The organism is Nocardia sp. NPDC050697, from assembly GCF_040654395.1.
Classification (GTDB): Bacteria; Actinomycetota; Actinomycetes; order Mycobacteriales; family Mycobacteriaceae; genus Nocardia.
This window is the reverse complement of sequence record NZ_JBFAHY010000013.1, coordinates 129,785-145,953: the sequence shown is the minus strand read 5'-3', so window position 1 is coordinate 145,953 and position 16,169 is coordinate 129,785. Positions and strand designations below refer to the sequence as shown.

The following is a 16,169-nucleotide window of genomic DNA, read 5'->3' as shown; positions in this document are numbered from 1 at the left end:
GCGGAGCGATTCAGGGTGCACGGTAAAAATGAGGCTCGAAGAAACTCTGCGTGACGGAATGAGCATGGACGGCGCCATCGGCATCGCGCTCATCGATATGCAGAGTGGGATGGTGCTGGCGAAGCAGGGCGGGAACGCGCTCTTCGATCTGGACATGGCCGGCGCGCTGAACACCGAGGTGTTGCGCGCCAAGGCCCGCGCGGTGGAGGCGCTGCAGCTCGGCGACGAAGTCCAGGACATCCTGGTGACGCTGGGCACGCAGTACCACCTGATCATGCCGCTGCTGCGCAACGACGACGAACAGCTCTTCCTCTACCTGGCCCTGGACAAGGCGCGCGGCAACCTCGCGCTCGCCCGGCACCAGCTACGCCGCATCGAACAGGCGATCACACTATGAGCGCCCCCTACCATCGGCCCGGCACGCGCTCGCTCGACCGGACCGAGATCGCGCTCGGTGACCCGGAAGTCGTCGGCCGGCTGCTCCAGCGCGCCTGCGACGAGCTCTACGAGGTCGAGCACGCCGTCATGACCAGCCGCGACGGCCTGGTCGTCGCCTCCGACACCGCGTCGGCGGGGTACGACGGCGGCGACTCCATCGCCATGCGCGGCTCCGCCATGGCGGCGGCGGCCATCGGCATCGGCGACCACTTCACCGGGCTGCTGCACCAGGGCAGGTTGCAGTCCGCGGTCTTCGAGGCGGATCGCGGGTGCGTCGGCGTCTTCCCGGTGAGTTCTACGCTGCTGCTCGTCGTCACCAGTGCGCCCGGGGTGAGTCTCGGGCGGTTCAATGCCGCGGCCAAGCGGGTGCTCGGCATGCTCCTCGCCCCCGTCTACTGAGCCGGGGCGCGCGGGGGCCGGTGGGTGGTCGGTTGTTCGGGGGACGCGGGAATTATCGCCGGCGTGCGGCACGGTAGGCACCTCCGGATCTGCACGTCATGGGCGCCACTCGGGTGAGCGCTACCCCAGCTCCCACAGCGCGCTGATCGGCATCGCGAGCATCTTCGGGCCGAAGGGCAGCGTCTGCTGCCCGGTGTGCAGGACGATGCCGGTGCGGAAGTCGGCGCCGAGCCGTTCGGCGAGGTGGCGCAGACCGCGGAAGTCGTCGGCGCCGACGGTGGAGGCGGCCTTGACCTCGATACCGACCACCTCGCCGCGCCGGTTCTCCAGCACCGCGTCGACCTCGATCTGATCGCGGGTGCGGTAGTGGAAGAGCTCGGCGTCCTCCGCCGCCCAGGTGAGCTGGCGGGCCAGCTCGGACAGCACGAAGCCCTCCAGCAGCGGGCCGAGCTGTCCGGTGGGGCGGAGCAGGCTCCTGGCATCGGCGCCGATCTGGTGGGCCGCGATCCCGGAGTCGACGAAGGCCAGCTTGGGCGCGGTGGTCGCGCGGCTGCTGACATTCCGCGACCAGGCGGGGATCCGCTTGACCACGAAAACCTCCTCCAGCAGCGCCAGATACCGCTTGACGGTGGAGACGCCCAAGCCGAGTTCATTGCTCAGTGTTGCCGTGGACAGCAGTCCGCCGGAGCGGGCGACCAGCAGGCGGACGAGGGTGCGCATCTCGGCGACGCGCTCGATCTCCGTCAGCTGCTGGATGTCGCGGGCGATGAGATCACCGAGGTAGGAGTCGAAGAAGGCGCGTCGGCGCCGGTCGTTCGTGCGCGCCACCGCCTCCGGGAAGCCGCCGCGCACCAGCCGTTCCGCGTAGTCGGCGCGGGTCACCGACGAGTGATGCCGCACCCGGTCGCCGTCGGCGAAGACAGCGTCGACAAAACCGTCAGGCGTGCCATCGATCTCACCTTGCGAGAAGGGCCAAAGCTCGATGGTCTCCATGCGCCCGACCAGGGTGTCCGGTAGCGAGCGCAGGCCGAGTACGCGGGCGGAGCCGGTCAGCAGATATTGGCCGGGCCGCGGGTCGGCGTCGACGCGAGCCTTGATCGACAGCAGCAGCTCGGGATTGCGCTGGATCTCATCGATCACCATCAGCTCGGGGAAGTCGACGAAGCCGTCGGGGTCGGCCAGCGCGGCCTGCCGGGTGAGGGCGCTGTCGAGGTCGCGCCACTCGGCGGCGCGGTCCCTGACGAGCAGCCGCAGCAGGGTGCTTTTCCCGCACTGCCTCGCGCCGTTCACCAGGACGACCCTGGTGTCATCGAGTGCCGCGCGGACGATCGCCTCCGCTCGGCGCGGAAGCGCAGGTCCGAGGCGGGTTTGCACGGCTGAAGCTCCTCGATGACTCGGTTGGGTGATCATTCTGCCGCCAGTGTACTGGTCGATCTGCCGCCAGGGCTGTGAACGATCTGCCGCAAGTTGTGTGAACGATCTGCCGCTGACGGTGTGAACGATCTGCCGCTGGATTGGTGAACGATCTGCCGCTGCCCTGGCGACCGACCTGCCGCCCGACGCATACCGCTCGCATCGCAGGCGAGGAAAGCGGGCACGGGAGTTTCCCCGGGTGCGGCACAATGCGGACGTGTTCGAACTTCTCGCCGAGCCACGCCCGGTCGACGGGCATGATCGTCTGCTCGACGCCGCCCCCGGGTACGACGGAACCCTGGTGACCCTGTGGACGACGGATGCGGGGGCCGCGCTGCTCACCGCGCGCACGGAATCCCCTGGCGGGGCGTCGTTCCCGCTGACGAGGGCGGCGGAGCCGGTGTCGGCGCGGGTGGTGCTCTTCGGGCCGGAGCTGCGCGGGGTGGTGCCGATCCACGATCTGACGATCGCGTTCCCCTCGGTGCGGCTGCTGCCGGACGGCGCCGTGCTGGTGGTGGGGCACCGGTGCCGGTGGTCGGCGAGCGGGCCGGAGCACAATGCGATGGTCGTGCTGCCGGACGGGACGGTGGAGTGCACGGGGGTGCTCGGCGACGGTATCGAGGATGTGGCGGTCTCGCCGTCCGGCGATATCTGGGTGAGCTTCTTCGACGAGGGGGTCTTCGGCAATTTCGGCTGGGGCGGAGCGGGGCCGGAGCCGATCGGGCACCCCGGCATCGTCCGCTTCGACCGCGCGCTGCGCCCCACCTGGACCTTCGACGGGCCCGGGATGGTCGACTGCTACGCCCTCACCCTCTCCGGTGACACCGCGTGGGCCTGCTACTACACCGACTTCCCGATCGCCAGGATCGCGGACGGGCACACCACGCTCTGGCGCAACGAGGAGATCGCGGGCGCGAAGGTGCTCGCCGTCGACGGTGCGCGGGTGGCGCTCTACGGCGGGTACTCGGGGGAGCGGGAGCGGCTCGCGATCGGGCGGCTGGCCGGTGACCGGTACCTGGTCGAACGGGTCGAGCGGGTCGCGCTGCCGGGATCGGGGCGGCTCGCGCTGTTCGGGCTCGGCGCCGAGCTGCACGCCGTCGTCGGCGGCTCCTGGTACGTGGCCAGGCCTTTCGGCTGACCGGAGCCGCCGCCCGGGTGTACGCTCGCCCGACCTCTGGACAACCGTCCAGCTCAACCCCGGGGGTTCGGTCATGACGGAGAACCGCCACGTGCGGGCGGTGGCGGCCGCGTACGGCGCGCAGGGCTTCGGCTACGCCACCATCGTCACGGTCCTGCCGGAATTCGAGGATCGGCTGGGGATCTCGGACACGGTGGTGTCGGTGCTGCTGCTCGGCACCTGCCTCGCGGCGGCGCTCGGCTCGGTCGCGGCGGAGGCGATCGCGGTGCGCTGGGGGAGCGGGCGGGCGCTGGCGGCGGCGTTCGGCGCGCAGGCGGTGGCGCTGCTCGGCGCCGCCACGCTGGCGAACCTGCCGCTCTTCGCGGTGGCGCTGGCGCTGTACGGAATCGGGCTCGGCGGGGTCGACGCCGCCTCGAACATGCAGGGCGTGCTGGTGCAGCGGAAGGCGGGGCGGCAGCTGCTCGGCCGCTTCTACGCCGGGTACACGGCGGCCGCCATCGCGGGGGCGCTGCTGGTCGCCGGGCTGCTCGCGCTCGAGCTGCCTCCGATCTCCGCGCTGTTCGCCGCGGCGGCGCTGCACGTCGGGGTGGCGCTGCTCGGGTTCGACCCCGAACGGACCGTGCGGCAGCGCGAGACCGGCGGCCCGCTGCCGTGGCCCGCCATCCGCATCGTCGGCGCGCTCATCTTCGCCGCCTTCGTGGTGGACGCGGCGGTCTCCACCTGGAGCACCGTGTACCTGGCCGACGGGCTCGGCGCGGTCGCCGCGGTGACCCCGCTCGGCTACGCCGCCTACCAGGCCGCGGTGCTCGGCGCCCGGCTGACGGTGGACGCGGCGGTCGGGCGGTTCGGCCGGGCGCCGGTGGCGCTCGGCGCGGTGGCGGCCGGGCTCGCGGGGTGCGCGCTGGTGGCGGCGCTGCCGCTGGTGCCCGGCGCCGTGCTCGGTTTCGCGGCGGCCGGGCTGTGCGCGGGCGCGCTGGTGCCGATCGCCTTCAGCGCGGCGGGCGAGGTGCGGCCGGAGCGCTCGGACGAGATCATCGCGACCGTCAACCTCTTCAACTACGCGGGCGCGCTCGCCGGCGCGGTGCTGCCCGGCCTGATCTCGGCCGGGCCCGCGCTGCGGACGGCCTTCCTGCTGCCCGCGCTCTGCCTGCTGCTGGTGCTGCCGCTGGTGCGGCGGGTGGACAAGCTCGCGCGGGCCTAGCTCCGCCGGATCTCGGCGATCCACGCCGACGCGTCCACCAGCCCCTCCGGGGAGACGGCGAGCCCGGCGACGTTGTCCGCGACCACCGGCGTGACCCGGCCCAGGTAGCGGGTGGGTTCCAGGGAGACCAGCTGCCAGCCGTCGGTGAAGGCGCCGCGCACGATATCCGCGCCGATCCGCGGGCCGAAGCCGGGCTCGGCGTCGGAGAGCGCGAGCAGCCGCAGCACCCCGCCCGGCCGCAGTACGCCGTGCAGCGAGCGAGCGTAGCGCGCCCGCGTCTCCGGCTCGGTGCCCCAGATGTGGAAGAGCGCGCTGTCGAGCGCGGTGTCGTAAGCGCCGGTGAAGTGCGGGTCGGCGCCGAGCGCGAGCGCGTCCGCCACCGCGAACCGCGCCTCCGGCACACCCTTGGACTCGGCGTTGCGGCGGGCGAAATCGATGGCGCTCGGCGAGAAGTCGACGCCGAGGACGTCGTGGCCGCGCCCGGTCAGCAGGATGGTGTGCTCGCCGGCGCCGCAGCCGATGTCGAGCACCCGGCCGGCGAAGCCGCCCGCGCGCTCCAGCTCGGCGACGGCCGGTTGCGGGCGGCCGATCACCCACGGCGCGGTGTCGTCGTCGTATACGGAGTCCCAGCGTTCGGTGGTCTCGGTCATGGCTCCACCGTGCAACCTGTACCGCGCTCGAGGTCAAGGGGCGTGGTATAACTAGAACCTGTTGCAGGTGAATGCGCCCGAACATCGGCGCCGCCGAAATGGCGTTCTCACCGTCCCGCTATGCGAACCGCTGTTTACTTGTTGCTGCCGCGATGGATACTCTCGATGCCACGGCCGGTGTCGACCACGCGCGGCCGGAGCAGAAGGGAACTCACATGCAGATCGACAGCAACCTCGTCGCGCTGGTCACCGGTGGTGCCTCCGGCCTCGGGCTGGCGACCGTCAAGGAGCTGCACGCGCAGGGTGCGAAGGTCGTCATCGTCGACCTGCCCTCCTCGCCCGGCGAGACCGTCGCCAAGGAGCTCGGCGACGGCGTCGTCTTCGCCGCGGCCGACGTCACCGACGAGGAGCAGGTGACCGCGGCGCTGGACGCCGCCGCCGAGCTCGGCCCGCTGCGGATCGCGGTGAACTGCGCCGGGATCGGCAATGCCATCAAGACCGTCGGCAAGCAGGGCGCCTTCCCGCTCGCGGCCTTCCAGAAGGTGATCAATGTCAACCTGATCGGCACCTTCAATGTGATCCGGCTGGCCGCCGAGCGCATCGCCGCCACCGAGCCGGTGGGCGAGGAGCGCGGCGTCATCATCAACACCGCCTCGGTCGCGGCCTTCGACGGGCAGATCGGGCAGGCGGCGTACTCGGCCTCCAAGGGCGGCATCGTCGGGCTGACGCTGCCGGTCGCGCGCGACCTCGCGAGCCTGAAGATCCGGGTCCTCACCATCGCCCCCGGCCTCTTCCACACCCCGCTCTTCGCCACCCTGCCGGACGAGGCCATCGACTCGCTCGGCGCGCAGGTGCCGCACCCCTCGCGGCTCGGCAACCCGGTCGAGTACGGCGCGCTGGCCAGGCACATCGTGGAGAACCCGATGCTGAACGGCGAGACCATCCGGCTCGACGGCGCCATCCGCATGGCCCCGCGCTAGTTCTTCCCCGCGACCGCGGCCGGCGCGCTCCGGTCGCGGTCGTCGGCTGCCCGCCGAATGCAACATTGCCATACTTTCTGTTGCGATGTACGTTCTCGGGTGTGAGCCGAACCACCGAACACCCCCGCTTCGACACCCTGGTCGCCGCCTTCCAGCACACCGCGGGCCGCGCGCCGGACGACATCGCGCTGCGCACCCCCGGCGACACCACCACGCTCACCTGGCGCGGCTACGCCGCCGAGGTGCGCGCGGTCGCCGCCGGGCTGGCCGCGCTCGGCGTGCGCAAGGGCGACACCGTCGCGCTCATGATGGGCAACCGGGTGGAGTTCTATCCGCTGGAGGTCGGGGCGCAGCACCTCGGCGCCACCTCGTTCTCCGTCTACAACACGCTCGCGCCCGAGCAGCTGGCGCACGTGCTCGGCAATTCCGGTGCGCGCGTTGTGATCTGCGAGCCGCAGTACGTGCCGCGGCTACGCGCCAGCGGCGCCGAGCTTGACCACATCGTCTGCGTGGACGAGGCGCCGGAGGGCACCGTCGGGGTCGCGGAGCTGATCGCGGGCGGCGATCCGGAGTTCGACTTCGACGCGGCCTGGCGGGCGGTCCGGCCGGACGACGTCGCCACCCTCATCTACACCTCGGGCACCACCGGCAACCCCAAGGGCGTGGAGACCACGCACGCCGCGCTGCTCTTCGAGTCGTACGCGGTCGAGGAGGTGCTCGGCATCCGCTTCGGCGACACCATCACCTCCTACATGCCGACCGCGCACATCGCCGACCGGCTCACCGCGCTCTACTTCCAGGAGGTCTTCGGCACCCAGGTCACCTGCGTCGCCGACCCGGCCGGGATCGCGCCCGCGCTCGCCGAGCTGCGCCCCACCATCTGGGGCGCGGTGCCGCGCGTGTGGGAAAAACTGCGCGCCGCCGTCGAATTCGCGGTCGCGGCCGAGCCGGACGAGCAGAAGCGCACCGGCCTGCGCTGGGCGCTCGACGTCGCCGCGCGGCGCAGCGCCAGGCAGCTGGCCGGTGCCCCGGTGCCCGAGGAGCTGGCCGTCGAGTGGCAGCGCGCCGACGCGCTGGTCCTCGGCCGGCTGCGCGCCAAGCTCGGGCTGGACCGGGTGCGCTGGGCCATGTCCGGCGCCGCGCCCATCCCGCCGGAGACGCTCGGCTTCTTCGCCGGGCTCGGCATTCCCATCGCGGAGATCTGGGGCATGTCCGAGCTGGCCTGCATCTGCAGCGTCAGCCATCCCGCGGATGCCAAGCTCGGAAGCGTCGGCACGCTGCTGCCCGGGATGGAGGCTCGGGTGGCCGCCGACGGGGAGTTGCTGGTGCGCGGGCCGCTGGTGATGAAGGGGTATCGCGGGGAGCCCTCGAAGACGGCCGAGGCCATCGACGCCGACGGGTGGCTGCACACCGGTGACGTGGTGACCATCGACGACGACGGGTTCCTGCGGGTGGTCGACCGGAAGAAGGAGCTGATCATCAATGCTTCCGGCAAGAACATGTCGCCGACCGCGATCGAGAACACCGTCAAGGCGGCGACGCCGCTGATCGGGGCCATGGCGGCGATCGGGGACGGGCGGCCGTACAACACCGCGCTGGTGGTGCTCGACGCCGAGACGGCGCCGCGCTACGCCGCACAGCACGGGCTCGGCGATGCCTCCGCTGCCGCGCTCGCCGCTGATCCCGGGGTGCGCGCGGCGATCGCGGCCGGGGTGGCCGCGGGGAATGCGAAGCTCGCTCGGGTGGAGCAGGTTCGGCGGTTCCGGGTGCTGCCGGTGTTCTGGGAGGCGGGTGGGGACGAGCTCACGCTCACCCTGAAGTTGAAGCGGCGGGTGATCGCGGAGAAGTACGCCGCGGAGATCGCGGAGCTCTACGCGGCGGAGCCGTCGGGTGAGGTCCTGGAGCCGGGAGGGGTTCCGGAGCCGGTGTGATGCTCAGTCGGAGCGGGTGCCGCGCAGGCGGTTGCCGAGGCATTGACCGGCGGCTTTCGCCTGGCGGGCGCGCTCCGACGAGGTGAGGGCGGGAGCGATGCGGCGGCCCGCGGCGACGGCCTGCTGGGTGCCCTCGATACCCGCGCGGCGCAGGCGGGCGCTCTGGTCGAGGGCGCGGCGGTAGAGGCAGGCGCGGGTCGGGGCGGTGCCGCTGAGGCGATCGCAGAGGCTGCGACCGCCGGGGCGGAGCGCGGGGATCGCGTCGGCGATCAGGACGGCGACCGCGAGCAGCCAGAGCAGTGCGGAGAGCACGAGGGCGCCTGGACGAGGGCGATGCACGCGGTCGCATACAGCCCGACGTCCTTCACCGTCGTGCTGATGGCGTGCCGGGCCGCCCGGCCGCGGGAGAGCCGCTGGTCGGGGCCGTGCGCGGCGATCCGCACCTCGGCGAGCGCGCCGCCCGCGCTGTGGCCCGTCCACGCGAGTGTGGCGAAGCGGAGCAGCGCGGTGAGCGCGATCAACGCCAGAAATCCCTGCGTAACCAGCGACATGAGCTCACCCATCACCCCGGAGCCGACCTCGACCCCCGCCGCTTTGACGTCACCCTCCGACTCCATGAGCTCCCACGCACTGCTCGCGCCGAGCGAGGGCCAGTCGGACAGATAGTCGCCGATCCGGCATTGGGTGACCCAGCCGAGCGCGACGGTCAGCAGGACCACGACGCCGAAGTCCAGCGACCAAGCGGCCACGCGCCTGCCCGGCGTGACGATCGCGGACTGCGCGGCGTGCTCCATGCCGTCCGATGGTGCTGGGTGCGGCGGGTTCGCGGTGTCCTTCGATCGGACGGCAGTCTCCGTACCCTGGAGTCATGGGCGCAGACGGGAGCGCGCGCCGGTGACGGAGCGGAAACCGGCGCGGCAGAGTTTCGAATCCTGGGTGGACAAGCAGATCAGGGAGGCGGAGGAGCGCGGGGAGTTCCGCAACCTGCGCGGTGCCGGAAAGCCGATCCCCGGCGCCGGGGCCCCGGTTCAGGACGATGCCTGGTTGCGCAGCTACCTGCAGCGCGAGGGCGCCGACACCGGGCTCATGCTGCCCACCCCGCTGCTCCTGCGCAGGGACGCCGAGCGGATCGGGGTCACGGTGCGCGACTGCTCCACCGAGGAGCAGGTGCGCGCCGAAGTCGCCGCGCTGAACCGGCGGATTATCGAGTACCTGCGGATACCGTCCGGGCCGGTGGTGCCCGTGTCCACCGTGGATATCGAGGCGGTGGTCGCGGAGTGGCGGCGGGAGCGGGAGGAGCAGCGTCGCGCAACCCGCGCCGTCGCGAAACCGGCCGCACCAACGCTCCCGCGAGCGAAGCGCCGTTGGTGGCGGCGCAGCGGAACGGCCGGGTCGTAGCGGCTCACCCGCTTGCGGCGAAACGCCGGCGCCCGACCCCTTCGAGCCCACCGAATAGCGCCCGACACCCCGAGGTTCGTGCGCACTGCCCGACCCGAGGAAATCGGCGGACAACCCCTTCCACTGCCCGCCGAACCCCTCAGAAATCCAAAATGTGCGGCAACCCGGCCCGATACCGATCCCGATCCACCGCCTTCGCCCCCTCGAAAGCGGGCAACGCGACCAGCGGGAAAACAGCGGCCCGCGGCTGCGGATCATCGGCCGCGTCCATGACGGCATTCGCCACCATCCGCCCGGACTCGTTCGCCCCCTCCATCGTCGCCAGATCGATATGGCTCCGCACATGATCCCCGCCGAAGAACAGATTCGGAATCGCACAGTGCGCATTGGGCCGGTTGTCGTACGAACCGATGGTGTTCACCAGCAGCGGCGTCTCGTTGTACGCGACCCCACCGGACCAGCTCACCCCCGGATCCAGATGCCACGAGTGGATATCCTCGTCCCGCAACCACCCGGTATTGGTATTCAGCCACTCCTTCAACTGCGCCCACACCTCGATCGAGATCTCCTCGGCCGAGCACTGTTTCGCCGTCCGCCCGAAGACGATCCCGGGCGAATCCCAGTCCGAGATGTCCACCGAGAGACACTCGACCGCACTTCCGTCGCCGTACCGGGCGGGGAAATCGCCCACCCACATGGGCGCCTGCCGCAGCGCGGTGAGCGCCCACGGCGAGCCGAGCGCGGCGATATGCCCCTCCGGCATCCCGGTGGTGCGGCGCAGGAAGTACTGGATGCCCACCATCCAGTCGGTGAGCAGCTGGCTCATCCCACCCAGGGCCGGGTCGGCATCCAGAATGTCGCCGGTCAGAAGCGGGACCGCGCGGTCCACCGGAATCGCGCACACGTAGTAGTCGGCTTCGACGGTGCGACCGCCGACCGTGGCCGAGCCGATGACGCCATTGCTCAGATTCAGCCGGGTCAACGCGGAACCCAGCACGAACTGCACCCCGCGCGACATGAGGTAGGCGACCCACGGATCGATCCACGCCTCGTTGGTCGGCCGGTTCAGAATCCGGTCCACACCACCGGAGAACTGCGGAATCAACCCCGTCGCGGCCAGCACCAGCGCCTCACCGATGGTGCCGATGGTGCGCGCCGAACTCAGGTGTGGCTTGGCCGCGACGGTGATCCGGGTCAGCGCGCTCACCAGGTACTCCTGGTACGCGTGCGACTTCCCAGCGGCCCGCATGATCTGCGCCCAGGTGACGTACTCCCACTGCCCGAAGCGGCGCTCCTCGCAGGAGCTGAACCACATGGTCATCTGCTTGCCGAAGAAGGCGAGCTCGTGCGGCGGCAGCTCGGGCAGGAAGCTGAAGGCGCCGATCATGGTGTTGGCCAGTAGTTCCGGGGTGAGCTGGTCCAGCGAGCCGATCTCGATCGGGGCGAAGAGCGGCGGCCTGCCGCGGAACCCGGCGACCGTGCCCTCGACCCGGATCAGGTTGTCCCGCACGCCATTCGGGTTGCCGGGGAACGGGATGCGAGCCATGGTGTCCGGGACGTTCTGGTAGCAGCCGGGGAAGAAGCGGAAGCCGTGCTCGCCGGGCAGATCCATGCGCCCGCCCTGCCCGGTGCCCGGGACCCCCATGCTGCGCGCTTTGCCGCCCAGGTAGGCGGGTTCGTACACGGTCACCTGATAGCCGCGTTCAACCAGCTCGTGCGCGGCCGAGAGCCCGGCCATGCCGCCGCCGAACACCGCGACGCTGCGGCCGCCGGTGTGTAGCGCGGGGCTGCGGCGGGCCGGGCTCGCCTGGGCGGGGGCCGCGGCGGCGCCGGCGGCGAGGACGGCGCTCGCGGTCAGCGCGCCGCGGAGGACGTCGCGGCGGGGGACGGTGGTGGAGGGACGTGGCTCCGGCAACGGCACTGTCGCGGGCTGGTCAGGCATGGTCGTCTCCTGGAGAGGACGTGGTGAGCGAGGGTTCGACGGGACGGGACATCGGCGGCGCCGGGCGGTGCGATCGGCGGCGGATTTCGTGGGCCTCGGCCAGCTCGGCGAGGGTGTCGCGCGCGGTGCGCGCGATATCGGCGAGGACCGGGAGCGGGTCGGTGCGCGCGTTCCAGAGCGCCTGCAGCGCAAGCTTTCCCGCGCGCTTCGGGGTGTAGAAGGAGCTGGGGTCGACGGTGCGGGAGAAGATCGCGATGACGGTCTCGGAGATGGCGGGGTCGGTGTCGGCGGCGCGGTAGAGCGCGTGTTCCAGCGGGCTGATGGTCTCGCCGCGGGCGAGCTTGTTGGTCCACTGGTAGATGTCGACGCAGTCGCGCACCCGGGTCTGCTCCCAGTCGCGCAGCGCGCGGTCCAGCCGCTCCGGGTGGTCGAGGACCGGGGCGGCGGCCTCGCCGAGCAGCCTGCCGTAGCGCAGCGCGTCCCGGATGCCCTGCGCGGTCACGGGGTCCTTGAAGTGGCCGGCGTCGCCGGGGAGCGCCCAGCCGGGGCCGCTGGAGTGGCGGAAGTAGGAGGCGATATCGGTGGCCGAGCGCACCCGGCCCACCTTCGTGCAGCCCCGCAGCCGCTCCACCAGCTCCGGGATGTTCTCGATGGCCGCGGCGTAGCGGGATTCGGCCGCGCCGACCCCGCCGCGCTCCCCGGTGGCGGCGGGCTGCACCAGACAGAGCAGCAGGCCGTCGTCGCACGGGAAGGCGGTGCCGAGATCGCTGCCGGTGCGCCACTGCGCGGCGATGTGCCGCCAGTCCTCCCTGGTGTCCTTCCAGTAGGCGTAGTAGCAGTCGCGGCCGCTCGGTCGGTGCGCGAACGGCTCGTCGGCGCCGACCAGCCGGGCCACCGTGCTGCGCCTGCCATCGGCGCCGATCACCAGCGTGGCGCGGAGCTCCACCTCGGCGCCCTCCGGGTCGGTGTACCTGACCCCCGCGCAGCGCTCGCCCTCCCAGAGCAGGCCGGTGACCCGGCAGCGCTCGCGCAGCTGCACCCCGGCGGCGACGGCGGTGCGCAGCAGCGCGTCGTCCAGCCCGGTGCGCCGCACGCACATGGCGTAGTCGATATCCCCGACGCCGGGGAAGCGCGAGGCGACCTTGTACCCGGCGATGGCCGCCATGGCGTGCGTGAGTCTGGGCGCGCCGAGCGCGGCGACGGCGTCGAGCGCGCCGAGCCGCTCGATCTCGGCCAGCCCGGAGGGCCAGAGCAGGTGCGTGGAGAGCGTGTCCGACGGGAAGCGGGCGGCATCGAGGGCGACGACCCGGCGCCCGGCCTTCGCCAGCGTCAGCGCGGCCGCGCTGCCCGCGCAGCGGGCGCCGACGACCACGACGTCCGCGCGGTCGATGGTCGTCACGGAGGGTGCAGGCATGGGACCGCCTCGACGCTGAGATCGCCCGGTCAACGACGCTTTTCGGAGTCGGTCACCGAGTCTCGGACACTATGTCCGATAAGAGTGCGGTCCCGTCCGGGAAAAGTCAACGACCGCGTGCGGCGGGGCAGAATGGAACGCATGCGCGAATCGAACCGACGGATGACGAGCCCGGCGTGCCCTCGCTGACCCGCGTTCCCCGCACCGCACGGAAGGGTACCGACGACCGCCGCGCGGAATTCGAACAGCGGGTGCTGGCCGCGGTGGAGGAGTTGCTGGCCGACGGGACGCCGTTCACCGAGATCGCGGTGCAGCGGATCGCCACCGCCTCCGGCTCGGCGCGCTCCACCTTCTACCGCTACTTCCCGGACAAGAGCAGCCTCCTGATCCGGATGGCGGAGCTGGCCACCGCCGATCTCTTCGCCGCCGCCGAGCAGTGGTGGAGTTCCGCGCACACCGACAAGCAGGCGGGCGTCATCCGCGCCATGCGGGCGATGATTACCGGTTTTCGCCAACATCGTTATCTCTTGCTCGCGCTGAACGAACTCGCCGCCTACGACCGGGACGTTCGGGAGTACTGGCATACGCGGCTGGCGCTGTTCATGGAGATGGTTCGGACGCGGTTGGATGCCGATCGGGCGGCTGGGCGGATCAGTGCGGCGGTCGATCCGGCGGCTACGGCGATCGTGCTGACCTCGATGGTCGAGCGGTCGATCACCGTCACGTTCGGGGCGCCGACCGGGGTGGGGGATGAGGCGCTGGCCGAGGCGCTCGGGCGCGGTATCTGGTTCACCGTCTACGGGGACGCGCCGGGAAGAAGCTGAACGGCACGGATCACCAGCCGTACAGCGACAGCGACCTCGCGCACCAGCGCCTCCACCACCGATTCCCCGGCCTCGAGGGCGGGTGGAACGCGCCGTCCGCGTATCCGGTGCCCGCCCGCCGACCGAACAGGATCCGGCCCTGATCGTCGGTGAGCAGAAGGTGCACATCACCGATGAGGGTGTGTCCTTCCGTGCTGGCCACAGCCATACCTCTCTCGAAGCTGCCTACGGTGCGACCAAACGCCGCACGGCAAGAACAACAGCCGACCGCTGGCGCTCAACCGCACCGTCCGCCTTTCGCGCCTGCACCGCGTGCGTAGCGGCAGTGCGAGTGAGGTCGGTAAGCATGCGCAACAGCGCGACCGGCGTGAAATCAGCGGTGATCAACCCATCCCGCTGCCCCCGCCGAACCTCCTCCAACTTCGGCGTAATAGCCCTCCGCAACACCGCATCGACCCGCGGATCCAGCGCCTCCAGATCCGCCCAGGCCTGCAACCGCGCATCATCGGGGTGCGCGACGAAGTGATCGAACAACCGCCCCGCGTACCCGGGGAGATCCTCGGCCCGCAGCGCGGTGCTGCTGGTGGTCTCGGTGGCCCACTGCTCGGTGACCGCCGCATACAGCTCGGTCTTCCCGGGGAAATACGCGTAGAGCCGGTCTTTGCTGGCGTTCGCGTCGGCGGCGATCCGATTGATCCGCGCACCGGCTACGCCGTGTCGCGCGAATTCCGCGCGTGCGGCGGTGAGAATGCGTTCCCGGGTGGCGTGGCCTGCTGCGCGCATCCCGAGATCCTATCTTGCCGAACCATCCGGTTCGGCTCTACGCTGGTTCCCGAACCATCCGGTTCTGAAGCGGAGGACGGGCGCATGAGCGAAGCACGGTGGCAGCAGTTGCGGGCGGAGAGCGGCGGGGTCGCCCCGGCGGAGCTGGACGAGGTCTGGGCCCGGCTGAAGCCCGCTCGCGCGGAGGAGATTCTCGGCCAGTGGAAGGGTGATGCCTTCCAGACCGGTCACCCGCTGTGCCGGGCGCTGCCGAAGAGCCGCTGGTACGGCAAGACGTTCAACGCGCTGAACGATGCCAAGCCGCTGATCTGCCGGGCCGAGGACGGGTCGCTCTTCTCCAATGTCGAGCTGGGCGGTGGCGAGGCCACGCTGTGGAATATCGAGTTCCGCGGCGAGACCACGGCGACCATGGTCTACGACGGCCGCGCGGTCTTCGACCACTTCAAGTGGCTGGACGAGAACACGCTCATGGGCATCATGAACGGACGCCCGGAGCTGGTGCTGGCCGACGGCGAGTTCTTCTACTTCCTGCTGGAGCGGGTGTGAGGGCGAGCGCGCTGCTCTCCCGTGACCCGGGCGCGCCGTTCGAGCTGGCCGAGGTGCAGGTCGACGCGCCGCTCGGCACCGAGATCCTGGTGCGGATCACCGCCTCCGGGGTCTGCCACACCGACCTGATCTCGCGCGCGGCGGGCGCGGCCGACCGGCCGGTGCTGCTTGGCCACGAGGGCGCGGGCATCGTCGAGGCGGTGGGCGAGAAAGTGACCGATGTGCGCCCGGGCGACCACGTGGTGCTCACCTTCCGGCACTGCGGGCGCTGCCCGAACTGTCTCGCCGACCGCCCGGCCTACTGCCGAAAGGCGACCGCGCTGAACAACTTCGGCCGCCGCGCCGAGGGCGGGCCGCGGGTCACGCTGGACGGCGCGCCGGTGCTGGACGGCTTCTTCGGGCAGTCCAGCCTGGCGGGGTACGCGCTCGCCACCGAGGACAACACCGTCGTCGTCGGGCCGGAGACCGACCTCGCGCTGGCCGCCCCGCTCGGCTGCGGCTTCCAGACCGGCGCGGGCGCGGTGCTGAACGTGCTGGCTCCCGCACCCGGCGCGCAGCTGGTGATCTACGGCGCGGGCGCGGTCGGCATGGCCGCGCTGCTGGCGGCCAAAGCGCTGGACGATGTCGCGATCACGGTCGTCGAAACCTCCGCGGCGCGGCGCGCGCTGGCGCTGGAGCTCGGTGCGCAGGCGGCGCTCGACCCGGCCGAGACCGAGATCCCGCCCGCGATCCGCGACCTGACCGGCGGCGGCGCCACGCACGCGCTGGAGACCACCGGCATCCCGGCGGTGCTCGGCGGCGCGGTGGCGGCGCTGGCGACCGGCGCCACCGTGGTCGCGGTCGGGCTCGGCCAGGGCGTGCCCCCGGTCGACCTGGGCGACCTGGTGCTGAACGGCAAGTCGATCCGCGGCTGCCTGGAGGGCGACTCCATTCCGCAGGTCTTCATCCCGCGGCTGCTGCGCTGGCACCGCGAGGGACGTTTGCCGCTGGAACGGCTGGTTACCACCTTCCCGTACGCCGAGATCGAGGCGGCGCTGGCGGCCCAGCGCGCGGGCGAGGTGGTGAAACCGGTGCTCACCTGGTGAGCGAGGTCGTTACGTTGCTTAACAGTT

At 71.5% G+C, this 16,169-nt stretch carries 17 protein-coding genes; 10 read left to right on the top strand and 7 right to left on the bottom strand.

Annotated features, from left to right (window positions below; translation table 11 throughout):
• The first annotated feature begins 58 nt into the window (after positions 1–58).
• Together AB0H71_RS32360 and AB0H71_RS32355 are read left to right on the top strand one after the other, a co-directional pair.
• Positions 59–397 carry a hypothetical protein gene (locus tag AB0H71_RS32360; RefSeq protein ID WP_357028794.1) on the top strand — a complete coding sequence of 113 codons (339 nt, stop codon included), beginning with the start codon at positions 59–61 and terminating at the stop codon, positions 395–397.
• Positions 394–837, top strand: a complete 444-nt coding sequence (locus tag AB0H71_RS32355; RefSeq protein ID WP_357028791.1) for a roadblock/LC7 domain-containing protein — start codon at positions 394–396, stop codon at positions 835–837. The genes AB0H71_RS32360 and AB0H71_RS32355 overlap by 4 nt, the downstream gene beginning before the upstream one ends.
• A 120-nt stretch (positions 838–957) precedes the next feature.
• Here AB0H71_RS32355 and AB0H71_RS32350 read toward each other — a convergent pair whose 3' ends face one another.
• On the bottom strand, positions 958–2,211 hold the full coding sequence (locus tag AB0H71_RS32350; RefSeq protein WP_357028788.1) for an ATP-binding protein: 1,254 nt from the start codon (positions 2,209–2,211) through the stop codon (positions 958–960).
• A 256-nt stretch (positions 2,212–2,467) separates the two neighbouring features.
• Here AB0H71_RS32350 and AB0H71_RS32345 point away from each other — a divergent pair, with 256 nt between their 5' ends.
• Together AB0H71_RS32345 and AB0H71_RS32340 are read left to right on the top strand one after the other, a co-directional pair.
• Positions 2,468–3,388 (top strand): hypothetical protein, encoded by a 921-nt coding sequence (locus AB0H71_RS32345; RefSeq protein WP_357028786.1) that lies wholly within the window; start codon positions 2,468–2,470, stop codon positions 3,386–3,388.
• A gap of 73 nt (positions 3,389–3,461) precedes the next feature.
• Positions 3,462–4,589, top strand: a complete 1,128-nt coding sequence (locus AB0H71_RS32340) for an MFS transporter (RefSeq protein WP_357028783.1) — start codon at positions 3,462–3,464, stop codon at positions 4,587–4,589.
• On the opposite strand, the gene AB0H71_RS32335 is transcribed toward AB0H71_RS32340, so the two are convergent.
• The gene (locus tag AB0H71_RS32335) at positions 4,586–5,239 is read right to left on the bottom strand and encodes a class I SAM-dependent methyltransferase (protein WP_357028780.1); all 654 of its coding nucleotides are present in this window, start codon (positions 5,237–5,239) and stop codon (positions 4,586–4,588) included. The two genes, AB0H71_RS32340 and AB0H71_RS32335, sit on opposite strands and share 4 nt — an antisense overlap.
• Positions 5,240–5,454: 215 nt before the next feature.
• On the opposite strand from AB0H71_RS32335, the gene AB0H71_RS32330 reads away from it, so the two are divergent.
• Entirely contained in the window at positions 5,455–6,219 is a 765-nt protein-coding gene (locus AB0H71_RS32330) for a 3-hydroxyacyl-CoA dehydrogenase (RefSeq protein WP_357028778.1), read from the top strand.
• 101 nt (positions 6,220–6,320) lie between these two features.
• The gene (fadD11, locus tag AB0H71_RS32325) at positions 6,321–8,150 is read left to right on the top strand and encodes a fatty acid--CoA ligase FadD11 (protein ID WP_357028775.1); all 1,830 of its coding nucleotides are present in this window, start codon (positions 6,321–6,323) and stop codon (positions 8,148–8,150) included.
• Between the two features lie 3 nt (positions 8,151–8,153).
• On the opposite strand, the gene AB0H71_RS32320 is transcribed toward fadD11, so the two are convergent.
• Entirely contained in the window at positions 8,154–8,462 is a 309-nt protein-coding gene (locus tag AB0H71_RS32320) for a hypothetical protein (protein WP_357028772.1), read from the bottom strand.
• Positions 8,420–8,944, bottom strand: a complete 525-nt coding sequence (locus AB0H71_RS32315; RefSeq protein WP_357028769.1) for a hypothetical protein — start codon at positions 8,942–8,944, stop codon at positions 8,420–8,422. The genes AB0H71_RS32320 and AB0H71_RS32315 overlap by 43 nt, the downstream gene beginning before the upstream one ends.
• 100 nt (positions 8,945–9,044) lie before the next feature.
• Here AB0H71_RS32315 and AB0H71_RS32310 point away from each other — a divergent pair, with 100 nt between their 5' ends.
• On the top strand, positions 9,045–9,548 hold the full coding sequence (locus AB0H71_RS32310; protein ID WP_357028766.1) for a DUF1992 domain-containing protein: 504 nt from the start codon (positions 9,045–9,047) through the stop codon (positions 9,546–9,548).
• A 139-nt stretch (positions 9,549–9,687) separates the two neighbouring features.
• Here AB0H71_RS32310 and AB0H71_RS32305 read toward each other — a convergent pair whose 3' ends face one another.
• Together AB0H71_RS32305 and AB0H71_RS32300 are read right to left on the bottom strand one after the other, a co-directional pair.
• Positions 9,688–11,490, bottom strand: a complete 1,803-nt coding sequence (locus AB0H71_RS32305; RefSeq protein WP_357028763.1) for an FAD-dependent oxidoreductase — start codon at positions 11,488–11,490, stop codon at positions 9,688–9,690.
• Positions 11,483–12,904 carry an NAD(P)/FAD-dependent oxidoreductase gene (locus AB0H71_RS32300; RefSeq protein ID WP_357028760.1) on the bottom strand — a complete coding sequence of 474 codons (1,422 nt, stop codon included), beginning with the start codon at positions 12,902–12,904 and terminating at the stop codon, positions 11,483–11,485. Before AB0H71_RS32300 ends, AB0H71_RS32305 begins: the two co-directional genes overlap by 8 nt.
• Before the next feature lie 251 nt (positions 12,905–13,155).
• Here AB0H71_RS32300 and AB0H71_RS32295 point away from each other — a divergent pair, with 251 nt between their 5' ends.
• Positions 13,156–13,728 carry a TetR/AcrR family transcriptional regulator gene (locus AB0H71_RS32295; RefSeq protein WP_357028757.1) on the top strand — a complete coding sequence of 191 codons (573 nt, stop codon included), beginning with the start codon at positions 13,156–13,158 and terminating at the stop codon, positions 13,726–13,728.
• Positions 13,729–13,953: 225 nt separating this feature from the next.
• Here the strand turns inward: AB0H71_RS32295 and AB0H71_RS32290 are convergent, their stop codons facing one another.
• A complete protein-coding gene (locus AB0H71_RS32290) occupies positions 13,954–14,511 on the bottom strand; it encodes a TetR family transcriptional regulator (RefSeq protein ID WP_357028754.1) in 558 nt (185 codons plus the stop codon).
• 84 nt (positions 14,512–14,595) lie between these two features.
• Here AB0H71_RS32290 and AB0H71_RS32285 point away from each other — a divergent pair, with 84 nt between their 5' ends.
• Positions 14,596–15,057 (top strand): DUF4334 domain-containing protein, encoded by a 462-nt coding sequence (locus AB0H71_RS32285; RefSeq protein ID WP_357028751.1) that lies wholly within the window; start codon positions 14,596–14,598, stop codon positions 15,055–15,057.
• Positions 15,054–16,142: an NAD(P)-dependent alcohol dehydrogenase gene (locus tag AB0H71_RS32280; protein WP_357028749.1), complete on the top strand. Its 1,089-nt coding sequence runs from the start codon at positions 15,054–15,056 to the stop codon at positions 16,140–16,142. The genes AB0H71_RS32285 and AB0H71_RS32280 overlap by 4 nt, the downstream gene beginning before the upstream one ends.
• Positions 16,143–16,169 lie beyond the last annotated feature (27 nt).